The 18336-nt window shown below is 73.3% G+C and carries 14 protein-coding genes; 8 read left to right on the top strand and 6 right to left on the bottom strand.

Going from position 1 to position 18336, the window contains the following annotated elements:
- Nucleotides 1-119 precede the first annotated feature (119 nt).
- Nucleotides 120-3629, top strand: a complete 3510-nt coding sequence (locus tag IE140_RS28980) for a DNA polymerase III subunit alpha (RefSeq protein WP_150193202.1) — start codon at nt 120-122, stop codon at nt 3627-3629.
- Between the two features lie 5 nt (nt 3630-3634).
- Nucleotides 3635-4618 (top strand): DNA polymerase Y family protein, encoded by a 984-nt coding sequence (locus IE140_RS28975; protein ID WP_150193228.1) that lies wholly within the window; start codon nt 3635-3637, stop codon nt 4616-4618.
- A 50-nt stretch (nt 4619-4668) separates the two neighbouring features.
- On the opposite strand, the gene IE140_RS28970 is transcribed toward IE140_RS28975, so the two are convergent.
- On the bottom strand, nt 4669-5178 hold the full coding sequence (locus tag IE140_RS28970; protein ID WP_150193203.1) for a GbsR/MarR family transcriptional regulator: 510 nt from the start codon (nt 5176-5178) through the stop codon (nt 4669-4671).
- Nucleotides 5179-5300: 122 nt separating this feature from the next.
- Between IE140_RS28970 and IE140_RS28965 the strand changes: the two genes are divergently transcribed.
- On the top strand, nt 5301-6221 hold the full coding sequence (locus IE140_RS28965; RefSeq protein ID WP_093445464.1) for an ABC transporter ATP-binding protein: 921 nt from the start codon (nt 5301-5303) through the stop codon (nt 6219-6221).
- The gene (locus tag IE140_RS28960; protein WP_150193204.1) at nt 6218-7879 is read left to right on the top strand and encodes an ABC transporter permease; all 1662 of its coding nucleotides are present in this window, start codon (nt 6218-6220) and stop codon (nt 7877-7879) included. The genes IE140_RS28965 and IE140_RS28960 overlap by 4 nt, the downstream gene beginning before the upstream one ends.
- 32 nt (nt 7880-7911) lie before the next feature.
- On the opposite strand, the gene IE140_RS28955 is transcribed toward IE140_RS28960, so the two are convergent.
- Nucleotides 7912-9351: a hypothetical protein gene (locus tag IE140_RS28955; RefSeq protein WP_150193205.1), complete on the bottom strand. Its 1440-nt coding sequence runs from the start codon at nt 9349-9351 to the stop codon at nt 7912-7914.
- Between the two features lie 188 nt (nt 9352-9539).
- On the opposite strand from IE140_RS28955, the gene IE140_RS28950 reads away from it, so the two are divergent.
- Nucleotides 9540-10811 carry a molybdopterin-dependent oxidoreductase gene (locus IE140_RS28950; RefSeq protein WP_150193206.1) on the top strand — a complete coding sequence of 424 codons (1272 nt, stop codon included), beginning with the start codon at nt 9540-9542 and terminating at the stop codon, nt 10809-10811.
- 394 nt (nt 10812-11205) lie between these two features.
- On the opposite strand, the gene IE140_RS28945 is transcribed toward IE140_RS28950, so the two are convergent.
- The 3 genes from IE140_RS28945 to IE140_RS28935 are packed head-to-tail and all read right to left on the bottom strand — an operon-like array spanning nt 11206 to nt 13465.
- Complete coding sequence (locus tag IE140_RS28945) at nt 11206-12048, bottom strand: class I SAM-dependent methyltransferase (RefSeq protein ID WP_150193207.1); 843 nt, start codon at nt 12046-12048, stop codon at nt 11206-11208.
- Nucleotides 12045-12689: a TIGR04282 family arsenosugar biosynthesis glycosyltransferase gene (locus IE140_RS28940; protein ID WP_167533422.1), complete on the bottom strand. Its 645-nt coding sequence runs from the start codon at nt 12687-12689 to the stop codon at nt 12045-12047. Before IE140_RS28940 ends, IE140_RS28945 begins: the two co-directional genes overlap by 4 nt.
- Before the next feature lie 14 nt (nt 12690-12703).
- On the bottom strand, nt 12704-13465 hold the full coding sequence (locus tag IE140_RS28935) for a glycosyltransferase family 2 protein (protein ID WP_150193209.1): 762 nt from the start codon (nt 13463-13465) through the stop codon (nt 12704-12706).
- A gap of 125 nt (nt 13466-13590) precedes the next feature.
- Between IE140_RS28935 and IE140_RS28930 the strand changes: the two genes are divergently transcribed.
- Both IE140_RS28930 and IE140_RS28925 read left to right on the top strand, forming a co-directional pair.
- The gene (locus IE140_RS28930) at nt 13591-14391 is read left to right on the top strand and encodes a response regulator transcription factor (protein ID WP_229826936.1); all 801 of its coding nucleotides are present in this window, start codon (nt 13591-13593) and stop codon (nt 14389-14391) included.
- Nucleotides 14388-15494 (top strand): sensor histidine kinase, encoded by a 1107-nt coding sequence (locus IE140_RS28925; protein ID WP_150193210.1) that lies wholly within the window; start codon nt 14388-14390, stop codon nt 15492-15494. Before IE140_RS28930 ends, IE140_RS28925 begins: the two co-directional genes overlap by 4 nt.
- Here IE140_RS28925 and IE140_RS28920 read toward each other — a convergent pair.
- A complete protein-coding gene (locus IE140_RS28920; protein WP_150193211.1) occupies nt 15475-16590 on the bottom strand; it encodes an NAD-dependent epimerase/dehydratase family protein in 1116 nt (371 codons plus the stop codon). The genes IE140_RS28925 and IE140_RS28920 overlap by 20 nt on opposite strands.
- A 379-nt stretch (nt 16591-16969) precedes the next feature.
- Between IE140_RS28920 and IE140_RS28915 the strand changes: the two genes are divergently transcribed.
- Nucleotides 16970-18325 (top strand): lysine N(6)-hydroxylase/L-ornithine N(5)-oxygenase family protein, encoded by a 1356-nt coding sequence (locus IE140_RS28915; protein ID WP_150193212.1) that lies wholly within the window; start codon nt 16970-16972, stop codon nt 18323-18325.
- Nucleotides 18326-18336: the final 11 nt, after the last annotated feature.

Raw genomic sequence — 18336 nt, 5'->3', positions numbered from 1 at the left:
TGCGAACATGGGGTTAGAGTGCTTCTTCCTCATCCCGATGAATCTTGATGAACCTTGATGAATCCGGATGAGATGGCAGAGATCCGTAAAGGGGGGTTCATGGGTAACGGGAGGTGTGTATGTCGTTTACGCACCTCCATGCGGCGAGCGGCTACTCGCTGCGGTACGGGGCCAGCCATCCGTCCGCGCTGGCCGAGCGGGCCGCCGAGCGGGGCCTCGACGCCCTGGCGCTGACCGACCGGGACTCCCTGGCGGGCGCGGTGCGCTTCGCCAAGGCGTGTGCGGAGGCCGGGATCCGGCCGCTGTTCGGCGTCGATCTGGCGGTGCCCGGCGTACCGGTGCCCGGTCCCGGTCCCGGTCCGGGGAAACGGCAGCGGACCTCTCCTTCCCGGGGCGGTGCGTTCGTCGCCGAGGCACCGCAGCGCGCGGTGTTCCTGGCCCGCACCGAACGCGGCTGGGCCGAGCTGTGCCGGCTGGTGACGGCGGCGTCGGACCAGGGCGTCACCTGGGAGGACCTGTCCTGTCCGGACGACGAGCTGTTCGTCCTCCTCGGGGCGGACTCCGAGGTGGGGCAGGCGCTGGCGTCGGGGCGGCCGGACCGGGCCGCGGTCCTGCTGGGGCCCTGGCGTGAGCGGTTCGGCCGGTCGTTGCGCATCGCGACGTCCTGGCACGGGCGGTCCGGCACCGGCCCGGGGTCGCTGCGGCTGGCCGCACGCATGCTGGGCTTCGCCACCGAGCAGCAGGTGGCCCCGGTGCTCACCAACGCCGTGCGCTACACCGACCCGGACCGGGGCGAGGTCGCCGACATCCTGGACTCCGCCCGCCTCCTGGTGCCGATCGACGCCCGTGACGCGTCCCGGCTCGACACCGGACAGCGGTGGCTCAAGGACAGCGGGGAGATGGAGCGGATCGCCGGGCGGATCGCGGAAGCCGCGGGCGGCCGGAGCGGGGACGCGCGGCGGCTGCTCGCGGCCACCGAGGAGACGGCCGAGGCGTGCGTGGTCGATCCGGGCGGCGCGTTCGGACTCGGCCGGCTGAACCTCCCGGAGCCCGAGCTCGTGGGCGCGAGCGCCGACACGGCGGACCGGGCGCTCGCGGACCGGTGCGCGGCGGGCATGCTCGGCCACGGCTACCACCGGGAGGGGAAGCGCTGGGACCGACTGGAGGACGAGTTGCGGATCATCGCCGGGCACGGCTTTGCCGGATACTTCCTGACCGTCGCCGAGGTCGCGGCCCAGGCCCGGCGGCTCGGCGTCCGCGTGGCCGCGCGCGGCTCGGGCGTGGGCTCGCTGGTCACGCATCTGCTGGGGATCAGCCCGGTCGACCCGGTGGCGCACGGCCTGGTGATGGAGCGCTTCCTGTCCGAGCACCGCTCGGCCCTGCCCGACATCGACTTGGACGTCGAGTCCGCCCGCCGCCTGGAGGTCTACCAGGCGGTACGGGAGAGGTTCGGGGCCGACCGGGTGGCGACGCTCGCCGTCTACAAGACCTACCGGGCGCGCGGGGCGATCGAGGTCGTGGCCCGCGCCCGCGGCATGGCCCCGGACCGGGCGGCCCGGCTGGGCAAGGCGTTCCCGCACATCCGGGCCAAGGATGTACGGGCCGCGCTCGCCGAGCTGCCGGAGCTGCGCGAGGTCGCCGCCGAGGACCACGGGCGGCTCTGGGAGCTGGTGGAGGCGCTCGACGAGCTGCCGTTCGAGGCGGCGATGCACCCGTGCGGGCTGCTCGTCTCCGACGCGGCGCTGGGTCGGCGTACTCCGCTGGCGCCGACCACCGTGGAGAACATCGCCATGTCCCAGTTCGACAAGGAGGACATCGAGGACACCGGGCACCCGAAGATCGACGTCATCGGCGTACGGATGCAGTCGGCGCTCGCCCACGCGGCCGCCGAGATCGAACGCGTCACCGGCGAACCCGTCGACCTGGACGATCCCGCACAGGTGCCGCCGGACGACCCGGCCACGTACGACCTGATCTCCTCCGGGGACACCCTGGGCACCTTCCAGCTGGAGAGCCCCGGCCAGCGGGAGCTGGTACGGAACCTGCGGCCGCGGTCGTTCGGCGACCTGGCGCTCGACATCAGCCTGTTCCGGCCGGGACCGGTCGCGGCCAACATGGTGGATCCGCTGATCAAGGCCCGGGACGGCCGGAGCGTGACCCGTTACGCGCACAGCGACCTGCGGAAGATCCTGGCGGAGACCGAGGGGCAGGTGGTCTACCACGAACAGGTGATCAAGATCATGGCGACGATGACGGGCTGTGACCGGGGCACGGCCGACGAGGCCCGCCGCGCCCTGTCCGTCCCCGAGCGGCAGGGCCGGGTCCGCGCCTGGTTCGCCGACCGGGCGCGCGGGCGCGGCTACTCGGTCCAGGTCGTACGGGACGTGTGGAAGACCCTGGAGAACTTCGGCAGCTTCGGCTTCGCCAAGGCGCACGCCGCGGCCTTCGCGCAGCCCGCCTACCAGTCGAGCTGGCTCAAGGCCCACCGGATGGCGGCTCTGCTCGCCGGGCTGCTCACGCACGACCCGGGGATGTACCACAAGCGGGTCCTGGCCGCGGACGCCCGGCGTCACGGGGTGCCGCTGCTGCTGCCCGACGTCAACCGCTCCCAGGTCGCACACATAATCGAACTGGTGTCCGGTAAGTGGGGGGTGCGGATCGGTCTCGCGCAGGTGCGCGGCATCACCGAGGCCGAGAGCGGACGCATCGTGGCCGGGCAGCCGTACGCCTCGGTCGAGGACTTCTGGCAGCGCGCCCGGCCCAGCCGCCCGCTGGCTGAACGCCTCGCCCGGGTCGGTGCGTTGAGCGCGTTCGGGTCCCGCCGTGAGCTTCTGCTGAAGGTCGCCGAGCTGCACCGTGCCGGGCGCGGCGCGGGCGGATCCACCGCCGGTCAGCTCCCCATGACGGACACGGGGAGCACGGAAGGCACGGTGGACACCTGTTCCGAGTCGGAGGGCGACGGCATCGGCAGCACGGCCGACGCCGTCACGGGCCTGCCGGCCATGGACGCGTCCGAACAGCTCGCCGCCGAACTCGACGTACTCGGCATGGACATCTCCCGCCACCTCCTCGACGAGCACCGCTCCCTGCTGGCCGACATCGGCGCGACCCCCGCCGCCGATCTGGCGGGCCTCCGGCACGGTTCCACCGTGCTCGTCGCCGGCGTCAAGGTCGCCACCCAGACCCCGCCGATCCGCTCCGGCAAGCGCGTCATCTTCGCCACCCTGGACGACCCCACCGGCCTGTCCGACCTGGCGTTCTTCGAGGACAGCCACGGGCGTTGCGCCCATACGGTGTTCCACAGCAGCCTGCTGCTCGTACGCGGCACCCTCACCCGCCGTCCGCCGCGCGCGTTCAGCATCACCGGCACGGCCGCCTGGAACCTGGCCGAGCTGATCGACCTGTACCGCGAGGGCGGCCCCGCCGCCGTCGCCGACCGGCTCACCCGCGCCGACTCCACCCCGCGCAGGGCCATGCCGCACCGCACCCTCACCCAGCCGAACGGCTTCGCCCTGCACCCCTGGGCCGACCTCCAGCCGCCCGGCACACCCGCCTCCGCCGGTCTGCCCGCCCTCGACGCGCTCGACGGACGGTCCTTCCACCACGCGAGCCCCGGAAGCGCGGGGTGACCGGGATGATCCTCTACCTCCACTTCGGCGACCCGCAGCCGGATCCCGTATACCGCCGACTCCTCGACATGGTCGGCGAGTTCACCCCCGTCGCCCAGGCCCTGCCGCCGGACGCGGCCCTCGCCGACGTGTCCGGGAGCACCCGCTACTTCGACCGCGACGCCGCCGGGCTCGCGGCCCTGATCCGGATGCGCGCGGCCGCGCTCCACGGCCTCGACGTGACGGTCGGCATCGGCCCCAACCCGCTGCTCGCCCGGCTCGCCGCCCACCGGGGGGAACCCGGCGCCATCCGCACGGTCCCGGACGACCCCGAGGCCGTCACCCGGTTCCTCGCCGGGCTCCCCGCCGCCGCGCTGCCCGGCGTCGGCCCGGCCACCGCCCGCACCCTGGCCTCGTACGGACTGCGCACCGCCGACCGGATCGCGGCCACCCCGCTGCTCACCCTCCAGCGCATCCTGGGCGCGGCCTCCGGGCGCGAACTGCGCGACCGCGCGGCCGGCATCGACCCCACCCGCGTCACCGCCGGCGCCCCGCCCCGCACGGTCGATGCCGAACACCGTTTCGAACGCGACGAGTCCGACGCCGCCCGCCGGCAGGCCGCCCTGACCCACCTGACCGAACAGCTCGGTGCCCGCCTCCGCGACGAGCGGCAGACCTGCCGGGTGCTGACCCTGACCGTCCAGTACGCCGACCGTACGGGGCACGCGTCGATCACCCGCAGCCGCACCCTGCCCGAGGCCACCGCGCACACCCCCCGGATCCGCGCCACGGCCCACGCGCTGCACGGTGCTCTGGGACTCCAGCGGGCCCGGGTCCGCTCGCTCGCCCTGCGCGCGGGCGAACTCGGCGACGCCGCCTCCGCCTCCAGGCAGTTGACCTTCGGCCCCGACGACGACCGGGCCCGCCGCATCGAGGCCGCGGCCGACCGCGCCCGGGCCCGCTTCGGCGCGGGCGCGGTACGGCCCGCCAGCACGGCGGGGATGCGGTGAGCGTCGGGTAAGGCCTTGGGCCGCCGGGGAGCCCCTCGCCCCCAAGGTGCTCAGCCGTCGAGGTGCTCAGCCCGGTGCGCGGCCCACCGCTGCATCAGCGAGCCGAGCTCCTTCTCCAGGAACCGGAAGAACTCCAGGGTGTCGTTGATCCGGCGGCCCTGCGGGGTGTCGAGTCCGAACTGCTCCACGCCCTCCTGCATCGTGGTCTGCCAGTTCCTCAGGAAGGCGTCCCGTTCGAGCAGCGCGTTGTGCCACTGGTCGCCCCGGACGTGGTAGCGCTCGCGCCGGGACCCCGGCTCCCGCTCGCGGGTGACCAGGTTGACCTGGGCGAGATAGCGGACGGCTCCCGACACGGCTGCCGGGCTGACCTTCAGCTGCTCGCTCAGCTCGGCCGAGGTGAGCGAGCCCTGTTCCGAGGAGAGCAGGGCCGCGAAGACGCGGGCCGGCATGCGGGCCATGCCCGCCTGGACCAGCTGGGCGGCGAACCGCTCCACGAACCGGGAGACGGCCGCCGCCTCGTCGTCGCCGTCCGTGCGGTTGTCCGTCCGCCGATCATCCATGTTCCGACCTCGGTCTCCGTGGTTCCGGCGCTCGTGTGCCGCCCGTGCCTCCGGCCAGTCTACGAGCGATTCATACGCTTCCTTAACTTCACACATTTCTGAAAGAAGCGTAGTTTCGAAACATGAAGAAGGCCATCACCATCTCCGGGCTGCACAAGTCGTTCGGCCCGACACACGCCCTCACCGGCCTCGACCTCGACGTGGAGGCCGGCGAGGTCCACGGCTTCCTCGGACCCAACGGGGCGGGGAAGTCCACGACGATCCGCGTCCTGCTGGGTCTGCTGCGGGCCGACTCCGGCGGTGTCCAGCTCCTCGGCAGGGACCCGTGGAAGGACGCGGTCGAACTGCACCGGCGGCTCGCCTACGTCCCCGGGGACGTCGAGCTGTGGCCGGGCCTCACCGGAGGAGAGGCCATCGACCTGCTGGCGAAGCTGCGCGGCGGCCTCGACCGGCGGCGGCGCGACGACCTCGTCGAACGGTTCGACCTCGACCCGCTCAAGAAGGGCCGCGCCTACTCCAAGGGCAACCGGCAGAAGGTCGCCATCGTCGCCGCCCTCGCATCCGATGCCGAACTGCTCCTCCTCGACGAGCCCACGGCGGGCCTCGACCCCTTGATGGAGGTCGTCTTCCAGGACGTCATCCTCCAGGCGAAAGAGGCGGGGAAGACCGTGCTGCTCTCCAGCCACATCCTGGCCCAGGTCGAAAAGCTCTGCGACCGCGTCAGCATCGTCCGCCGGGGCCGCACCGTCCAGTCGGGCACGCTCGGCGAGATGCGCCACCTCACGCGGACGACCGTCGAGGCCGAGACCGAACGCCCGGTCACCGGACTCGACGCCCTGCCCGGTGTCCACGCGCTGAGGGCGACGGACCTGAGGGTGCACTTCGCCGTGGACGGAGCCCACCTCGACGCGGCGATCCGCAGGCTCGGCGAGTTCGGCATCCGCAGTCTGACCAGCCACCCGCCGACGCTCGAAGAGCTGATGCTGCGTCATTACGGCGACGAACTCGCCTCCTCCGCCACCTCGGAAGGCGCTGCCCGATGACCGGTGTCGCCACACCCCTCGACGCCCCCGGCAGGTCCACGCCCGCCAGGATCCAGCCCGCCGCCTTCACCGGCACCGGGACCCTTCTCCGGTTCAACCTGCGACGCGACCGCGTCCGCGGGTCCGTATGGCTGCTCGCTCTCACTCTCGGCACCCTTGCCACGGCGGCCGAGTACAAGACGCTGTACTCCACTCCGGAGGACCGCGCCGCGGCCGTCAGCTCCATGGACAGTCCGGCCGCGCTCGCCATGACCGGCCCCCGCCATTACCTCTCCGACTACACCGAGGGCGCGATGCTCGGCCACCAGATGCTCGGCTTCATGGCCGTCCTGGTCGGCCTGATGAGCGTCCTGACCGTCACCCGGCACACTCGGGACGAGGAGGAGACCGGCCGCGCCGAACTCGTCCGCTCCACCGTCGTCGGGCACCACGCCCACCTCGCCGCCGCCCTGGCCGTCGCCGTCGTGGCCAACCTCGGCCTCGCCCTGCTGCTGGCCCTGGGCCTCACCGCGACGGGCATCGACGGAACCGGTCCGGGCGGGGCGCTGCTGTACGGCCTCGCACACGCCGCGATCGGGCTCGTCTTCGCCGGTGCCGCCGCGATCACCGCGCAGATCACGGCGCACACCAGGGGCGCGTCGGGCCTGGCGCTCGCGACGATCGGCGTGGCCTACGTGCTGCGGGCCTCCGGCGACGTGGGCAACGACGCTTTGTCCTGGTTCAGCCCGATCGGCTGGATCCAGCGCACCTACGTCTTCGTCGACGACCGGTGGTGGCCGCTCGCCCTCTGCCTCCTCCTCGCCGCCGCGACCGCCTCCTACGGCTTCGTCCTGAGCACCCGGCGCGATGTCGGCGCGGGCCTGCGTCCCGCACGGCTCGGCCGGCGTACCGCCTCCGACGCACTCACCCGGCCCCTCGGCTTCGCCCTGCGGCTGCACCGGGCGACCCTGCTCGGCTTCGCCGCGGGGCTGTGCCTGATGGGCGTCATGTACGGCTCGATCCTCGGCGAGGCCGCCGACATGGTGAAGAGCATCGAGCAGCTCCAGGAGGCGCTCAAGGACATCGGCGGCGCCACCGTGGCCGAGTCGTTCGCGTCGATGGTGATGGTCGTCGTCGCGGTCGTCGCCGCCGTCTACGTGGTGATGGCCGCGCTGCGACCGCGCGCCGAGGAGAACGCCGGCCGCGCCGAACCGCTCCTGGCCACCGGCCTCTCCCGCAGCGGCTGGCTCGGCAGCCACATCGCCGTCGCCCTGACCGGCGGCACGGTGCTGCTGCTCCTGGCCGGGCTGGGCTTCGGCGTCTCGGGCGCCGCGTCGGCGGGCGACGGGAGCCTGGTCCTCGAACTGACCCTGGCGGCGGCCGCGTACGCCCCGGCCCTGTGGGTCACCGTCGGTGTGGCCGTGCTGCTCTTCGGCTGGTTCCCGAAAGCGGGGGCGGTGGCCTGGATCGTGCCCGTGTACGCGTTCCTCGTCGGATACCTGGGACCCATCCTCCGGCTCCCGGACGGGCTGACGAACCTGTCGCCCTTCGGCCATGTGCCCCGGCTCCCGGCCGCCCCCATGGCCTGGACCCCGCTGCTCGCCCTGACCGCCGTCGCGGCCGGACTGATCGCGCTGGGACTGGCGGGCTTCCGCCGCCGGGACCTGGACACCAAATGACCGAGTGAGGGCCGCTCACCCCGTCCCGGACCTCACCACCCCGTCCACAGCAGGTGGTTGACGAGCAGGGCCGGAACCGCCGAGGCGACCAGCCACCACCGCACGCCCCGGCGGGGCAGCAGCGCCGTAGCGGGCAGCAGCCACAGCAGGAACGGCAGCCAGATGCGCTCCGTCTCCGCCTTGCTCATCCCGGAGAGGTCGGCGGCGAGCAGCGCCACCAGCGCCGCCAGGACGAGCAACGCCAGCCGACCCTCCGGGGAAGCCGCCCCGGATCCGCCCCGCAGGGCCCGTACGGCACCGGGCGCGGCCACCGCGCTCCGGCGCAGCCCGGCGACGGCGGCGAGCCCGGCCGCGACGGTGGCGCAGGCCAGGTTGGCCCACACCCAGTAGCCGTACGGGCGGACGCCCCCCGCGCCCTGGTAGTAGCGCTCGACCAACAGGTGGTAGGCGGTCCACCAGTTGAACCCGGCGAGGGTGAAGGCCACCGGCACCACCAGCGCGCCGAGCAGGAACACCGGCACCGGGCGTGCGGTCCGGGCGAGCACCAGGACCGCGAGCAGGACCGCCGCCATCAGCCCCAGCCCGTAACTCAGGTAGCAGGTCCACCCGAACAGCAGACCCCCGCCGGCCGCCGCCAGGGCCGGGAAGCGGACCCGGCGGGTGGCGGCCAGGGCGAGCAGCGCCACCGACCAGGCGGCGACGGCCGCGAAGTAGCCGTCGGCGGAGACGCCCGCCCAGACGGCGGCCGGGGCGAGGACGAGGAAGGGCGCGGCACGTCGCGCCAAGCGCTCGTCGGCCAGTACCCGGACGGTGATCAGGGCGGCCAGCACCGCCGAACTGCCCACCACGACACACCAGACCGCCGCCCAGGCGCCGCCGCCGAGCTCGACGCGGTCCAGCCAGACGAAGGTCAGCGTGGCGCCCGGCGGATGCCCGGCCACATGGGCGGGCCAGTTGTCGGGCGCGTCGAACAGGATGTGGTCGGTGAAGCCGCGCAGCGTGGCGGGGATGTCCGCGAAGCGGTCGATGACCTGCAGATACTCGTGCTTGGTGGTGAGCCTCCGCTCGACGCCCCGGTACCAGCCGTCGATCAGCGCCATCGAGAAGACCCAGGCCATGGATCCGGCCCAGGCCGTCACGAGGAGCCCGCGCCAGGGCAGCCGGGCGGCGAGTGACGGGCCGTACGCGACGACCAGGACGGCCATGGTCAGCGCGGCGGGGGTGCCGGGGCCCAGGTGGGGGTCCCAGGAGGCCAGGAAGGGCGGCCACTGCGCGAACAGGGTCTGGTACCGGTCCTGGATGACCCGGCCGATGAGCACGGCGGCGACGACCAGCAGCACGCCCGCGGCGGCGGTGATCAGGTCCGCCCGCCGGGCGCGCCGGGCGCGTTCGTCGATGCGGTCCGGCGGCGCGGGCGGGCCGTGTCCGGTGCCGTCGGCGGTGTCCGTGGGGGTGACGTCCTCGGTCTTCACGCTGGCACGTTATGCACATCGTGCGGCGATCGGGCGGTCCGGCGGGGCCGCGTCACCGAACCGTCAGATCCGCTCCTCCCCGCTGCTCCCGAACGGTGACGTCCGCCGCCTCGTCCGGCCGCGACGTCAGAATTCCGTCAGGAGTCGTAACCGCCCGTGGACGGTGTTCCGCGCCTAGCGTCGGCCTCATGCCCGAACGCCGCCGTATCCGCTCGCTCCCCGACAGGCTCAGCACCCTGCGCACTCCCGCGAACCCGGGATTCTGGCGCAGCCCCGTCCGCGGGGCGCGCTTCACCGCCGTGCTCGGCGTCGTGCTGCTCGCGGGGCTCACCCTGCTGTTCGTCACCGGTCTGCTCTCGTACGCCGCCTACAACCCGGACCTGAACCGGGTCAACGACAAGACGCCGGACAAGGGCCTGCTGGGCTTCTACCTGTTCTCCTGGCCGACGGGACCGCACTGGCTCTACCGGCTCACCCAGGGCCTGCACGTCACCGTCGGCATCGTGCTCGTGCCCGTCCTGCTCGCGAAACTCTGGTCGGTGATCCCCCGGCTCTTCGCCCTGCCGCCCGCCCGCTCCGTGGGCCACGCCCTGGAGCGGATCTCGCTCGTACTGCTCATCGGCGGGGCGTTGTTCCAGTTCCTCACCGGGCTGCTCAACATCCAGCTGGACTACATCTTCCCCGGGTCCTTCTACCCCCTGCACTTCTACGGCGCCTGGGTCTTCCTGGCCGGGTTCGTCACCCATACGGCCCTCAAGGCGCCGCAGGCCGTTCGAGTGCTGCGCAACGGTGTGCCGCGCGGCGAGGCGGACACCCTCGCCGCCCCCGACCCGCTGCCCGCCACCCTGTCCCGGCGCGGCGCGCTGGCCATGGTGGGGGCCGGTTCCCTGCTTCTCCTGATCACCTCCGCCGGCCGCAGCTTCGACGGGCCGCTGCGCCGCATCGCGCTCCTCACCCCGCGCGGCGGCACCGATCCGGGGCCGGGGCCGAACGCCTTCCAGGTCAACAAGACCGCCGCCGCCGTACGGATCACACCCGCCGACACCGGTGAGAACTGGCGGCTGACGGTACGGGGGCCGGCCGGGGAGTTCCGTTTCTCCCGGGCCGAACTACTGGCCATGGAACAGCACACCGCGGCGCTCCCGATCGCCTGCGTGGAGGGGTGGTCGACCTCGGACCAGCAGTGGCGCGGGGTGCGGCTCGCCCATCTGGCGGCGCTCGCCGGATTCGCGGACCGGCCGCCGGGCGTCTTCGTCGAGTCGCTCCAGCGCAGCGGCTCCTTCCGCAAGGCCGCGCTGCGTGACAACCAGGTCCGTGACGGCCGCTCGCTGCTCGCGCTGGAGGTGAACGGCGCCCCGCTGTCGGCCGACCACGGCTACCCGGCCCGGATCATCGTCCCCGCCGCGCCCGGGGTGCTGAACACCAAGTGGGTCGAGACCCTGACGTTCGGAGAGCTGTGATGTCCACCCGAGCCGTGCCACCGTCTCCCGCCCGACCCCGCCGCGGGCGCTTCTCACCCCGCCGGCTGTACGGCGAGGGCCCGCTCCACCTGATCCTGCTCGCCGCCACGTTCTGTCTGGCCGGCTACGCGGGCGTACGGCTGCTCGACGGGGACACCGTCGGTGTACTGCTCTGGTTCGCCGGGTCGGCCGTCCTGCACGATCTGGTACTGCTCCCGGTGTACGCGGGGGCCGACCGGGCGCTGCGCGCCGCGCTCGGCCCCCGGACGGCCCTGGTGAACTTCGTCCGGGTACCGGTGTTCCTCTCCGGGCTGCTCCTGCTGATCTGGTTCCCGCTGATCGCCCGGCGGACCGAGCGGCGGTACGAGGCCGCCGCCGGCACCACCCCGGACGTCTACTTCGGCAACTGGCTGCTGATCTCCGGCGTACTCTTCGCGCTCTCCGCGCTCTGGCTGCTGGTCCGGGCGCTCCGCTCCCGGACGGGCCGGCGCAGCGACACGAACGTCCGCCCCTCCGCGCCCCACTGATCAGCCGTACGCCAGCCGCCCGCGCCGGCGTGCCGCAGCAGAGCCGGCGTTCCGATCCGTGCCCAGGGGAACGGCTCGCCGGCGGCCTCGCGCGCGGCGGGAGCGGCACTCGCTTCCGGTCCGCCCCGGCCGTCGTCGAGCCGGACCCGGACCCGTTCGTCCACATCGACGGGGGCGGTCTCGGCGATCAACAGCCCGCCGACGGCGAGGAGATCGGCCGCCCGGTCCAGCAGGGCGGCCGGGTCCCCGCCGATGCCGATGTTGCCGTCGAGAAGCAGAAGGGTGCCCCAACGGCCTTCCCCGGGCAGCGGGTCGAAGACGCTTCGGAGCAGGGCCGCGCCACCGAGACCGCGCGTACGGGCCACCGCCGTCTCGCTGACGTCGATGCCCAGTGCCCGGTGCCCGAGCGAGGCCAGCTCGGCGACCAGCCGACCCGGCCCGCAGCCGATGTCCAGCACCGGCCCCTCGCACCGGTGCAGCGCGGACAGGTCGGCGGAGCCGGCGTCGGAGCACCAGCGCTCCACGTCCAGAGGCAGCAGCCAGCCGTCGCTGCGGCGCAGGAACAGCGGTCCGCGGCCGGTGCGCAGGGCGTTCGCGTACGGGTCGGCGCCCCAGGAAGTGGTGCGCGTCGCGGCCGGACCCGTACCGGTCTCGGCGGATTCGGCGGGGGCCGGCGCCGCGAGCCCGGACGGGGGCACGGTCGTACTCATCGCGCCCCCGCCCCGGTCAGTCGGCCCAGCACGCCGGCGAACCGGCCGCCCGGCGCGGCCGCCGCGACCCGATGGGCGTCGGCCGCCGTGTCCACATCGGTCAGTACCGGCAGATCGCGCACGACGAGCCCCGCCTCCACCAGCCTGCGCCGCTGCACCGCGCCCGTCTCCGGGAGGGACATCGGCACCCCGCGCAGCAGAGCCGGATCGGGCTCCGCCAGGCCCAGGGCCCAGAATCCGCCGTCCTCGGCCGGACCGAACCAGGCCCCGCAGCCGTCCCAGGCGTCCGGGGCGAGAGCGGGGGCGAGCAGTCCGGCCGTCAGCTGCGGGGTGTCCATGCCGACCAGGAGGGCCGGCCCGGTACACCCGCCGAAGGCCGCCGCGAGACGTTCGTCCAGACCGCCCGCGCTCTGCGGCACCACCTCGAACCCCGGGGACGTCCAGGGGCCCGGCAGCCCGTCGAGGACCAGGACCCGCCGTCGGGCGGGAAGGGTGAGCAGGGTCTCCAGGGTGTCCGTGAGCGCCGCGGTCGCCAGTTCGGCGGCCTCGACGGGGGAGAAGGGCGGGCAGAGCCGGGTCTTGACCCGTCCGGCCACCGGCTCCTTCGCGATGACCAGCAGCTCCGTAGGCCCCGTCGGCATCGGCCCGTACGTGCTCATCGCAGGGCCCCCGCCCCCGCGTGGGCGGCCCGGCCGGGCGCGGCGTCCGCCGGTGGCTCGCGCAGGACGCCCCGCATGTCGCGCACCGCGTGCCAGGTCCCGCGCCAGGTGCCGGTCACCTTCGACTTCCCGGTCCGCGGCCGGTAGGGGACGTCGCTCTCGGCGACCCGCAGCCCGGCGTCCGAGGCCCGGACCACCATCTGGAGCGGGTAGCCGCTGCGCCGGTCGGTGAGGTCCAGGGACAGCAGATCGGTGCGGCGGGCCGCCCGCAGCGGCCCGAGGTCGTGCAGGCGCAGGCCGGTGCGGCGGCGCAGCATCCGGGCCAGCGCCAGATTGCCGGCGCGCGCGTGCGGCGGCCAGGCGCCCCGGCCCTCGGGACGGCGGCGGCCGAGCAGCAGATCGCACTCACCGTCCGCGATCCGCCGCACGAAGCCGGTCAGCAGGGCGGGATCCAGCGAGCCGTCGCAGTCGCAGAAGCAGACGTACTCGGCCCCGGCGGCCAGCAGCCCGGCGTGAGCGGCCGCGCCGAACCCCCGCCGGTCCTCCGTGACGACCTTCGCGCCGAGGGACCGGGCGAGCTCGGCCGAACCGTCGGTCGAGCCGTTGTCGACCACGATCGCCCGCCAGCCGTCGGGGATGCGATCGAGCACCCAGGGCAGGGCGGCGGCCTCGTCGAGGCACGGCAGGACGATGTCGGCCTTGGGGAGACCCGTGAGCGGGGCGGGCGGGCACGGAGGGGAGGCAGAAGAATCAGTCACCCGCCTCACCCTACGGAGACAACTCCGGCATTCAGGGCATCAGGTTCTTACGAAACATGGACATCGACCGGATGGGGGGCGGCCGGGCCCCGGTGCGCCGGGAGCGGGGTGCCACAGTGGAGCCCATGGAGAACAACCCGTCCACCCACGCTCCGGCGCCCGTCCCCCAGAGGCCGCGTGGCCGGGTTCTCGTCGTCGACGACGACCCGACCGTCGCCGAAGTCGTCGTCGGCTATCTGCACCGCGCCGGCTACGCCGTCGAGCAGGCCGATGACGGGCCCGCCGCACTGGGACGGTTCGCGGAGTGCCGGCCCGACCTCGTCGTCCTGGACCTCATGCTTCCCGCCATGGACGGGTTCGAGGTCTGCCGCCGCATGCGGGAGCACGGGCCGGTCCCCGTCATCATGCTCACCGCCCGCGGTGACGAGGAGGACCGCATCCTCGGCCTGGAGACCGGCGCCGACGACTACGTCACCAAGCCCTTCAGCCCGCGCGAACTGGTCCTGCGGGTCGACTCCGTGCTGCGCCGTGCCCGGGCCGTCGTACCGGTGGACGACGCCGGTCCGCTGTCCGGCGGCGGGCTGGACCTCGATCCCGTGGCCCGGCGGGCCCACCGTGACGGGCGTCCACTCGCCCTGACGCTGCGCGAGTTCGACCTGCTCGCCTTTCTCCTCAGACACCCCGGAAAGGTGTTCGGCAGGGAGGAGCTGATGCGGGAGGTCTGGGGCTGGGACTTCGGCGACCTCTCCACGGTCACCGTCCATATCCGCAGGCTGCGCGGCAAGGTCGAGCAGGACCCGGCCCGCCCCAGGCTGATCCGCACCGTGTGGGGCGTGGGTTACCGCCTGGACCCGGAGGCGGAGGGCCCGCGAACCGATGCGGGGGCGGGCCCGGACGAGGGCCGGGAGAGGGGCCGGGTGCTGTGACCGACGTCCTGCTCATCGCGCTCTTCGCCTTCCTGGGGGCGGCTGCCGCGGGGCTTCTCGGCGCAGGGGTCCTGCGCCTGCTGCGGCACCGTTCGCTGGTCGTCTCGCTCAGCGTCGTCGCCGGGGTGGCCGTCGCGGCGATGCTCGCCGGGACGCTGACGGTCTGCTGGGCGATGTTCCTCTCCCCCCACGACCTCTACGTCGTCACGACCGTCGTCGCGATGGCCGCTCTCATCTCCCTGGCCACCGCGATCCTGCTGGGCCGCTGGGTGGCCGCGCGGAGCCGTGAACTGACGCTCGCCGCGCGGTCGTTCGGTGACGGCGGCACCTTCGCCGTGCCCGCCGGACAGCCCACGGCGGAGCTGGCCGCGCTCGCCCGTGAACTGGCCGCCACCAGCGCGAAACTGGACAGCTCGCGGGAGCGGGAACGTGCGCTGGAGACCTCGCGGCGCGAACTCGTCGCGTGGATCTCGCATGATCTGCGTACTCCGCTCGCCGGCCTCCGGGCGATGGCCGAGGCGCTGGAGGACGGCATGGCGGCCGACTCCGGGCGCTATCTGCGGCAGATACGGACCGAGGTGGAGCGGATGAACTCCATGGTCGGCGACCTCTTCGAACTCTCCCGGATCCAGGCCGGTTCGCTCACCCTGGCGCCTGCCCGGATCTCCCTCGACGAACTGGTCGGCGATGCGCTGGCCGGAGCCGACCCGCTCGCCCGGGAGCACGGGGTGCGGCTGGTCGGCGACCGGATCGACGAGGTGCCGGTGGAGGTCGACGGCAAGGAGATGAACAGGGTCCTGGGTAACCTCCTCGTCAACGCCATCCGCCGCACCCCGCCCGACGGCACCGTGGCCGTCGCCGCGCACCGCTCGGACGGAGGAGTCGTGGTGTCGGTGACCGACGGGTGCGGCGGCATCCCGGAGGAGGACCTGCCCAGGGTCTTCGACATGGGATGGCGCGGCAGCCACGCCCGTACCCCGCCGGCCGGGGCGGGCCTCGGGCTCGCCATCGTGCGCGGCATCGTCGAGGCCCACGCCGGACGGGCCGAGGTCCGCAACGTCCGGGGCGGCTGCTGCTTCTCGGTCACGCTCCCGACAGCGTGACGGCTCCCTCCTCCCGGCGACCCCGGCTCTCCCGGCGGCCCCGCGCATCGCGCAGCGGGGCCGCCGCGAAGTCCCTCATGCCCTCCGCGAAGGAGACCCGGGGCCGCCAGCCCAGCTCCTCGCGCAGCGCCCGCGAGTCCGCCGTGACATGACGTACGTCGCCGAGGCGGTACTCCCCGGTCACCACCGGATCCGGCCCGCCGTGCGCGCCGGCCAGCACGGTGGCCATCTCGCCGATGGTGTGCGGCTCGCCGCTGCCGGTGTTGTACGCGGCGAAGGACGCGGGCCGCCGCTCCCGCACCGCCTCCAGAGCCGTCGCGTTCGCCGCCGCCACATCGTGGACGTGGACGAAGTCGCGCCGTTGGCCGCCGTCCTCGTAGACCCGGGGGGCCTCGCCGCGCGCCAGGGCGGAGCGGAAGAACGAGGCGACACCGGCGTACGGGGTGTCGCGTGGCATGCCCGGCCCGTACACGTTGTGGTAGCGCAGGGACACCGCCCGGCCGCCGGTGGCCCGCGCCCAGGCGGCGGCCAGGTGCTCCTGGGCCAGCTTGGTCGACGCGTACACGTTGCGCGGATCCGCCGGCGCGTCCTCGGCCACCAGCCCGGGCGTCAGTTCCGCCCCGCAGTCCGGGCAGCGCGGCTCGAAGCGCCCCGCCCGCAGGTCGGCCTCCGCGCGCGGACCGGGGCGGACCGTGCCGTGCCGGGGGCAGTCGTAGCGCCCTTCCCCGTAGACCACCATGGATCCGGCCAGCACCAGGTCCCGGACCCCGGCCGACGCCATCTCCGCCAGCAGCACCGCCGTACCGAGGTCGTTGCACCCCACGTACAGCGGGGCGTCCGCGAAGTCCTTGCCGAGGCCGACCATGGCGGCCTGGTGGCATACGGCGTCCACCCCGGCCAGCGCGTCCGCCACCGCCTCCCGGTCCCGGACGTCCCCGACGACCACCCGGTCGCCCGGCAGCCCCGAGGGCGCTCCCTCCGGATGGGCCGAGGGCAGCAGTGCGTCCAGCACCACGCTCTCGTACCCGGCCGCGGCGAGGGAGGCGACGACATGTGCTCCGATGAACCCGGCTCCGCCGGTGACCAGTACGCGCATGACCGCCAGGCTAGGGCCCGGCGCCCCGCCGGCCGGGGTCCGGCGCGCGTACGTCAGAGGACGGTAAGGACCTCCGGTCGGCGGTCATGGGGCTGGGCGCCGCCAAGATTCGGCCGTACTCCGGCCCTGGCCGGTCCCGGGTGCGCGGGCCGCTGCGGGGCGGGGGCCGTGAGGTGTCGCGCATGGCTCGGTAACACCACTTATTTTGAGCCAATATTGACGGAACGTCAGTCAGTTGTCGCCCCATGTGCCCTATCGACAAGGCTGGTTGCGAAGCTTAGGCTCCCCTAAGTTCCAGTGGGCGGCCCCGTCGGCGTGCCCACTTCCCGAACCCTTCCCCTCACGCCTGACAGGCGACTTCCCGGACGATGGGAGTGACATGTCTCAGGGTCTTCCTGGCGACACACCACTGGTCCACGACCTCATCGGCATCGGCTTCGGCCCGTCCAATGTGGCCATGGCGATCGCGCTCAGCGAGCACAACCACAAAGTCGGCAGGCAGGATTCGGTCACCGCCCACTTTTTCGAGCGGCAGGCGAGCTTCGGCTGGCACCGCGGCATGCTCATCGACGACGCCACCATGCAGGTCTCCTTCCTCAAGGACCTGGTGACGCTCCGGAACCCGGCGAGCGAATTCAGCTTCCTGTGCTACTTGCAGAGCCAGGGCCGGCTGATCGACTTCATCAACCACAAGAACCTCTTCCCGCTGCGGGTGGAGTTCCACGACTATTTCGAGTGGGCCGCGGCCAAGGTCGACGACATGGTCTCCTACGGACACGAAGTCGTCGCGGTCACGCCGTACCTCCACGACGGGACCGTGGAGTACCTGGACGTGACCGTCCGGTCCGCCGAGGGGCTCTCGGTCCACCGGGCCCGCAACCTCGTCATCGGGACCGGCCTGCGCCCCCTCATGCCGGAAGGCGTGGAACGCGGCGACCGTGTCTGGCACAACTCCGATCTGCTGCGCAAGGTCGAAGGGCTGGAAGGCGACTCGCCCTCCCGGTTCGTCGTCGTCGGCGCCGGACAGAGCGCCGCCGAGAACGTCGCCTACCTGCACCGCAGGTTCCCCGACGCCGAGGTCTGCGCGGTCTTCTCCCGCTACGGCTACAGCCCCGCCGACGACAGCAGCTTCGCCAACCGGATCTTCGACCCCGGCGCGGTCGACGACTTCTTCGCCGCCCCCGAAGAAGTCAAGAACCGGCTGATGGCCTACCACGGCAACACCAACTACTCCGTGGTGGACATCGACCTGATCGACGACCTCTACCGGCAGATGTACCGGGAGAAGGTCCTCGGCACCGAACGGCTGCGCTTCCTCAACGTCTCCCGGGTCACCGGGGTGGTGGAGAAGACCGACAGCGTCCACGCCAGCGTGAGGTCCCTGGTCACCGACGAGGAGTCGGAACTCGAAGCCGACGTCGTGGTGTTCGCGACCGGCTACAGCCCCGCCGATCCGCTCGCCCTCCTCGGCCCGGTCGGCGAGCACTGCCTGCGCGACGAGGCCGGCCGCGTACGGGTGCGGCGCGACTACCGGATCTCGACCGATCCCGCCCTGCGCTGCGGCATCTACCTCCAGGGCGGTACGGAGCACACGCACGGCATCACCACCTCGCTGCTCTCCAACACCGCGATACGGGTCGGCGAGATCCTCGACTCGCTGCTCGACCGGCGGGCCATGCCCACCTCCGAAGAACCCCGGCCGGTCGTCGAGGCCGTCGAGGGCGCGGGTAACTAGACGCGCCCCCA

The sequence above is a fragment of the Streptomyces parvus genome (genome assembly GCF_014648875.1).
GTDB lineage: Bacteria > Actinomycetota > Actinomycetes > Streptomycetales > Streptomycetaceae > Streptomyces > Streptomyces parvus.
Note: the sequence above shows the minus strand (reverse complement) of the source record. Positions and strands in the feature narration are given on the sequence as shown.

Excerpts from the sequence above, each read along its gene's own strand:
- IE140_RS28980 (WP_150193202.1), top strand. The coding sequence starts at position 120 with ATGTCGTTTACGCACCTCCATGCGGCGAGCGGCTACTCGCTGCGGTAC.
- IE140_RS28975 (WP_150193228.1), top strand. The coding sequence starts at position 3,635 with ATGATCCTCTACCTCCACTTCGGCGACCCGCAGCCGGATCCCGTATAC.
- IE140_RS28970 (WP_150193203.1), bottom strand. The coding sequence starts at position 5,178 with ATGGATGATCGGCGGACGGACAACCGCACGGACGGCGACGACGAGGCG.
- IE140_RS28965 (WP_093445464.1), top strand. The coding sequence starts at position 5,301 with ATGAAGAAGGCCATCACCATCTCCGGGCTGCACAAGTCGTTCGGCCCG.
- IE140_RS28960 (WP_150193204.1), top strand. The coding sequence starts at position 6,218 with ATGACCGGTGTCGCCACACCCCTCGACGCCCCCGGCAGGTCCACGCCC.
- IE140_RS28950 (WP_150193206.1), top strand. The coding sequence starts at position 9,540 with ATGCCCGAACGCCGCCGTATCCGCTCGCTCCCCGACAGGCTCAGCACC.
- IE140_RS28945 (WP_150193207.1), bottom strand. The coding sequence starts at position 12,048 with ATGAGTACGACCGTGCCCCCGTCCGGGCTCGCGGCGCCGGCCCCCGCC.
- IE140_RS28940 (WP_167533422.1), bottom strand. The coding sequence starts at position 12,689 with ATGCCGACGGGGCCTACGGAGCTGCTGGTCATCGCGAAGGAGCCGGTG.
- IE140_RS28930 (WP_229826936.1), top strand. The coding sequence starts at position 13,591 with ATGGAGAACAACCCGTCCACCCACGCTCCGGCGCCCGTCCCCCAGAGG.
- IE140_RS28920 (WP_150193211.1), bottom strand. The coding sequence starts at position 16,590 with ATGCGCGTACTGGTCACCGGCGGAGCCGGGTTCATCGGAGCACATGTC.
- IE140_RS28915 (WP_150193212.1), top strand. The coding sequence starts at position 16,970 with ATGTCTCAGGGTCTTCCTGGCGACACACCACTGGTCCACGACCTCATC.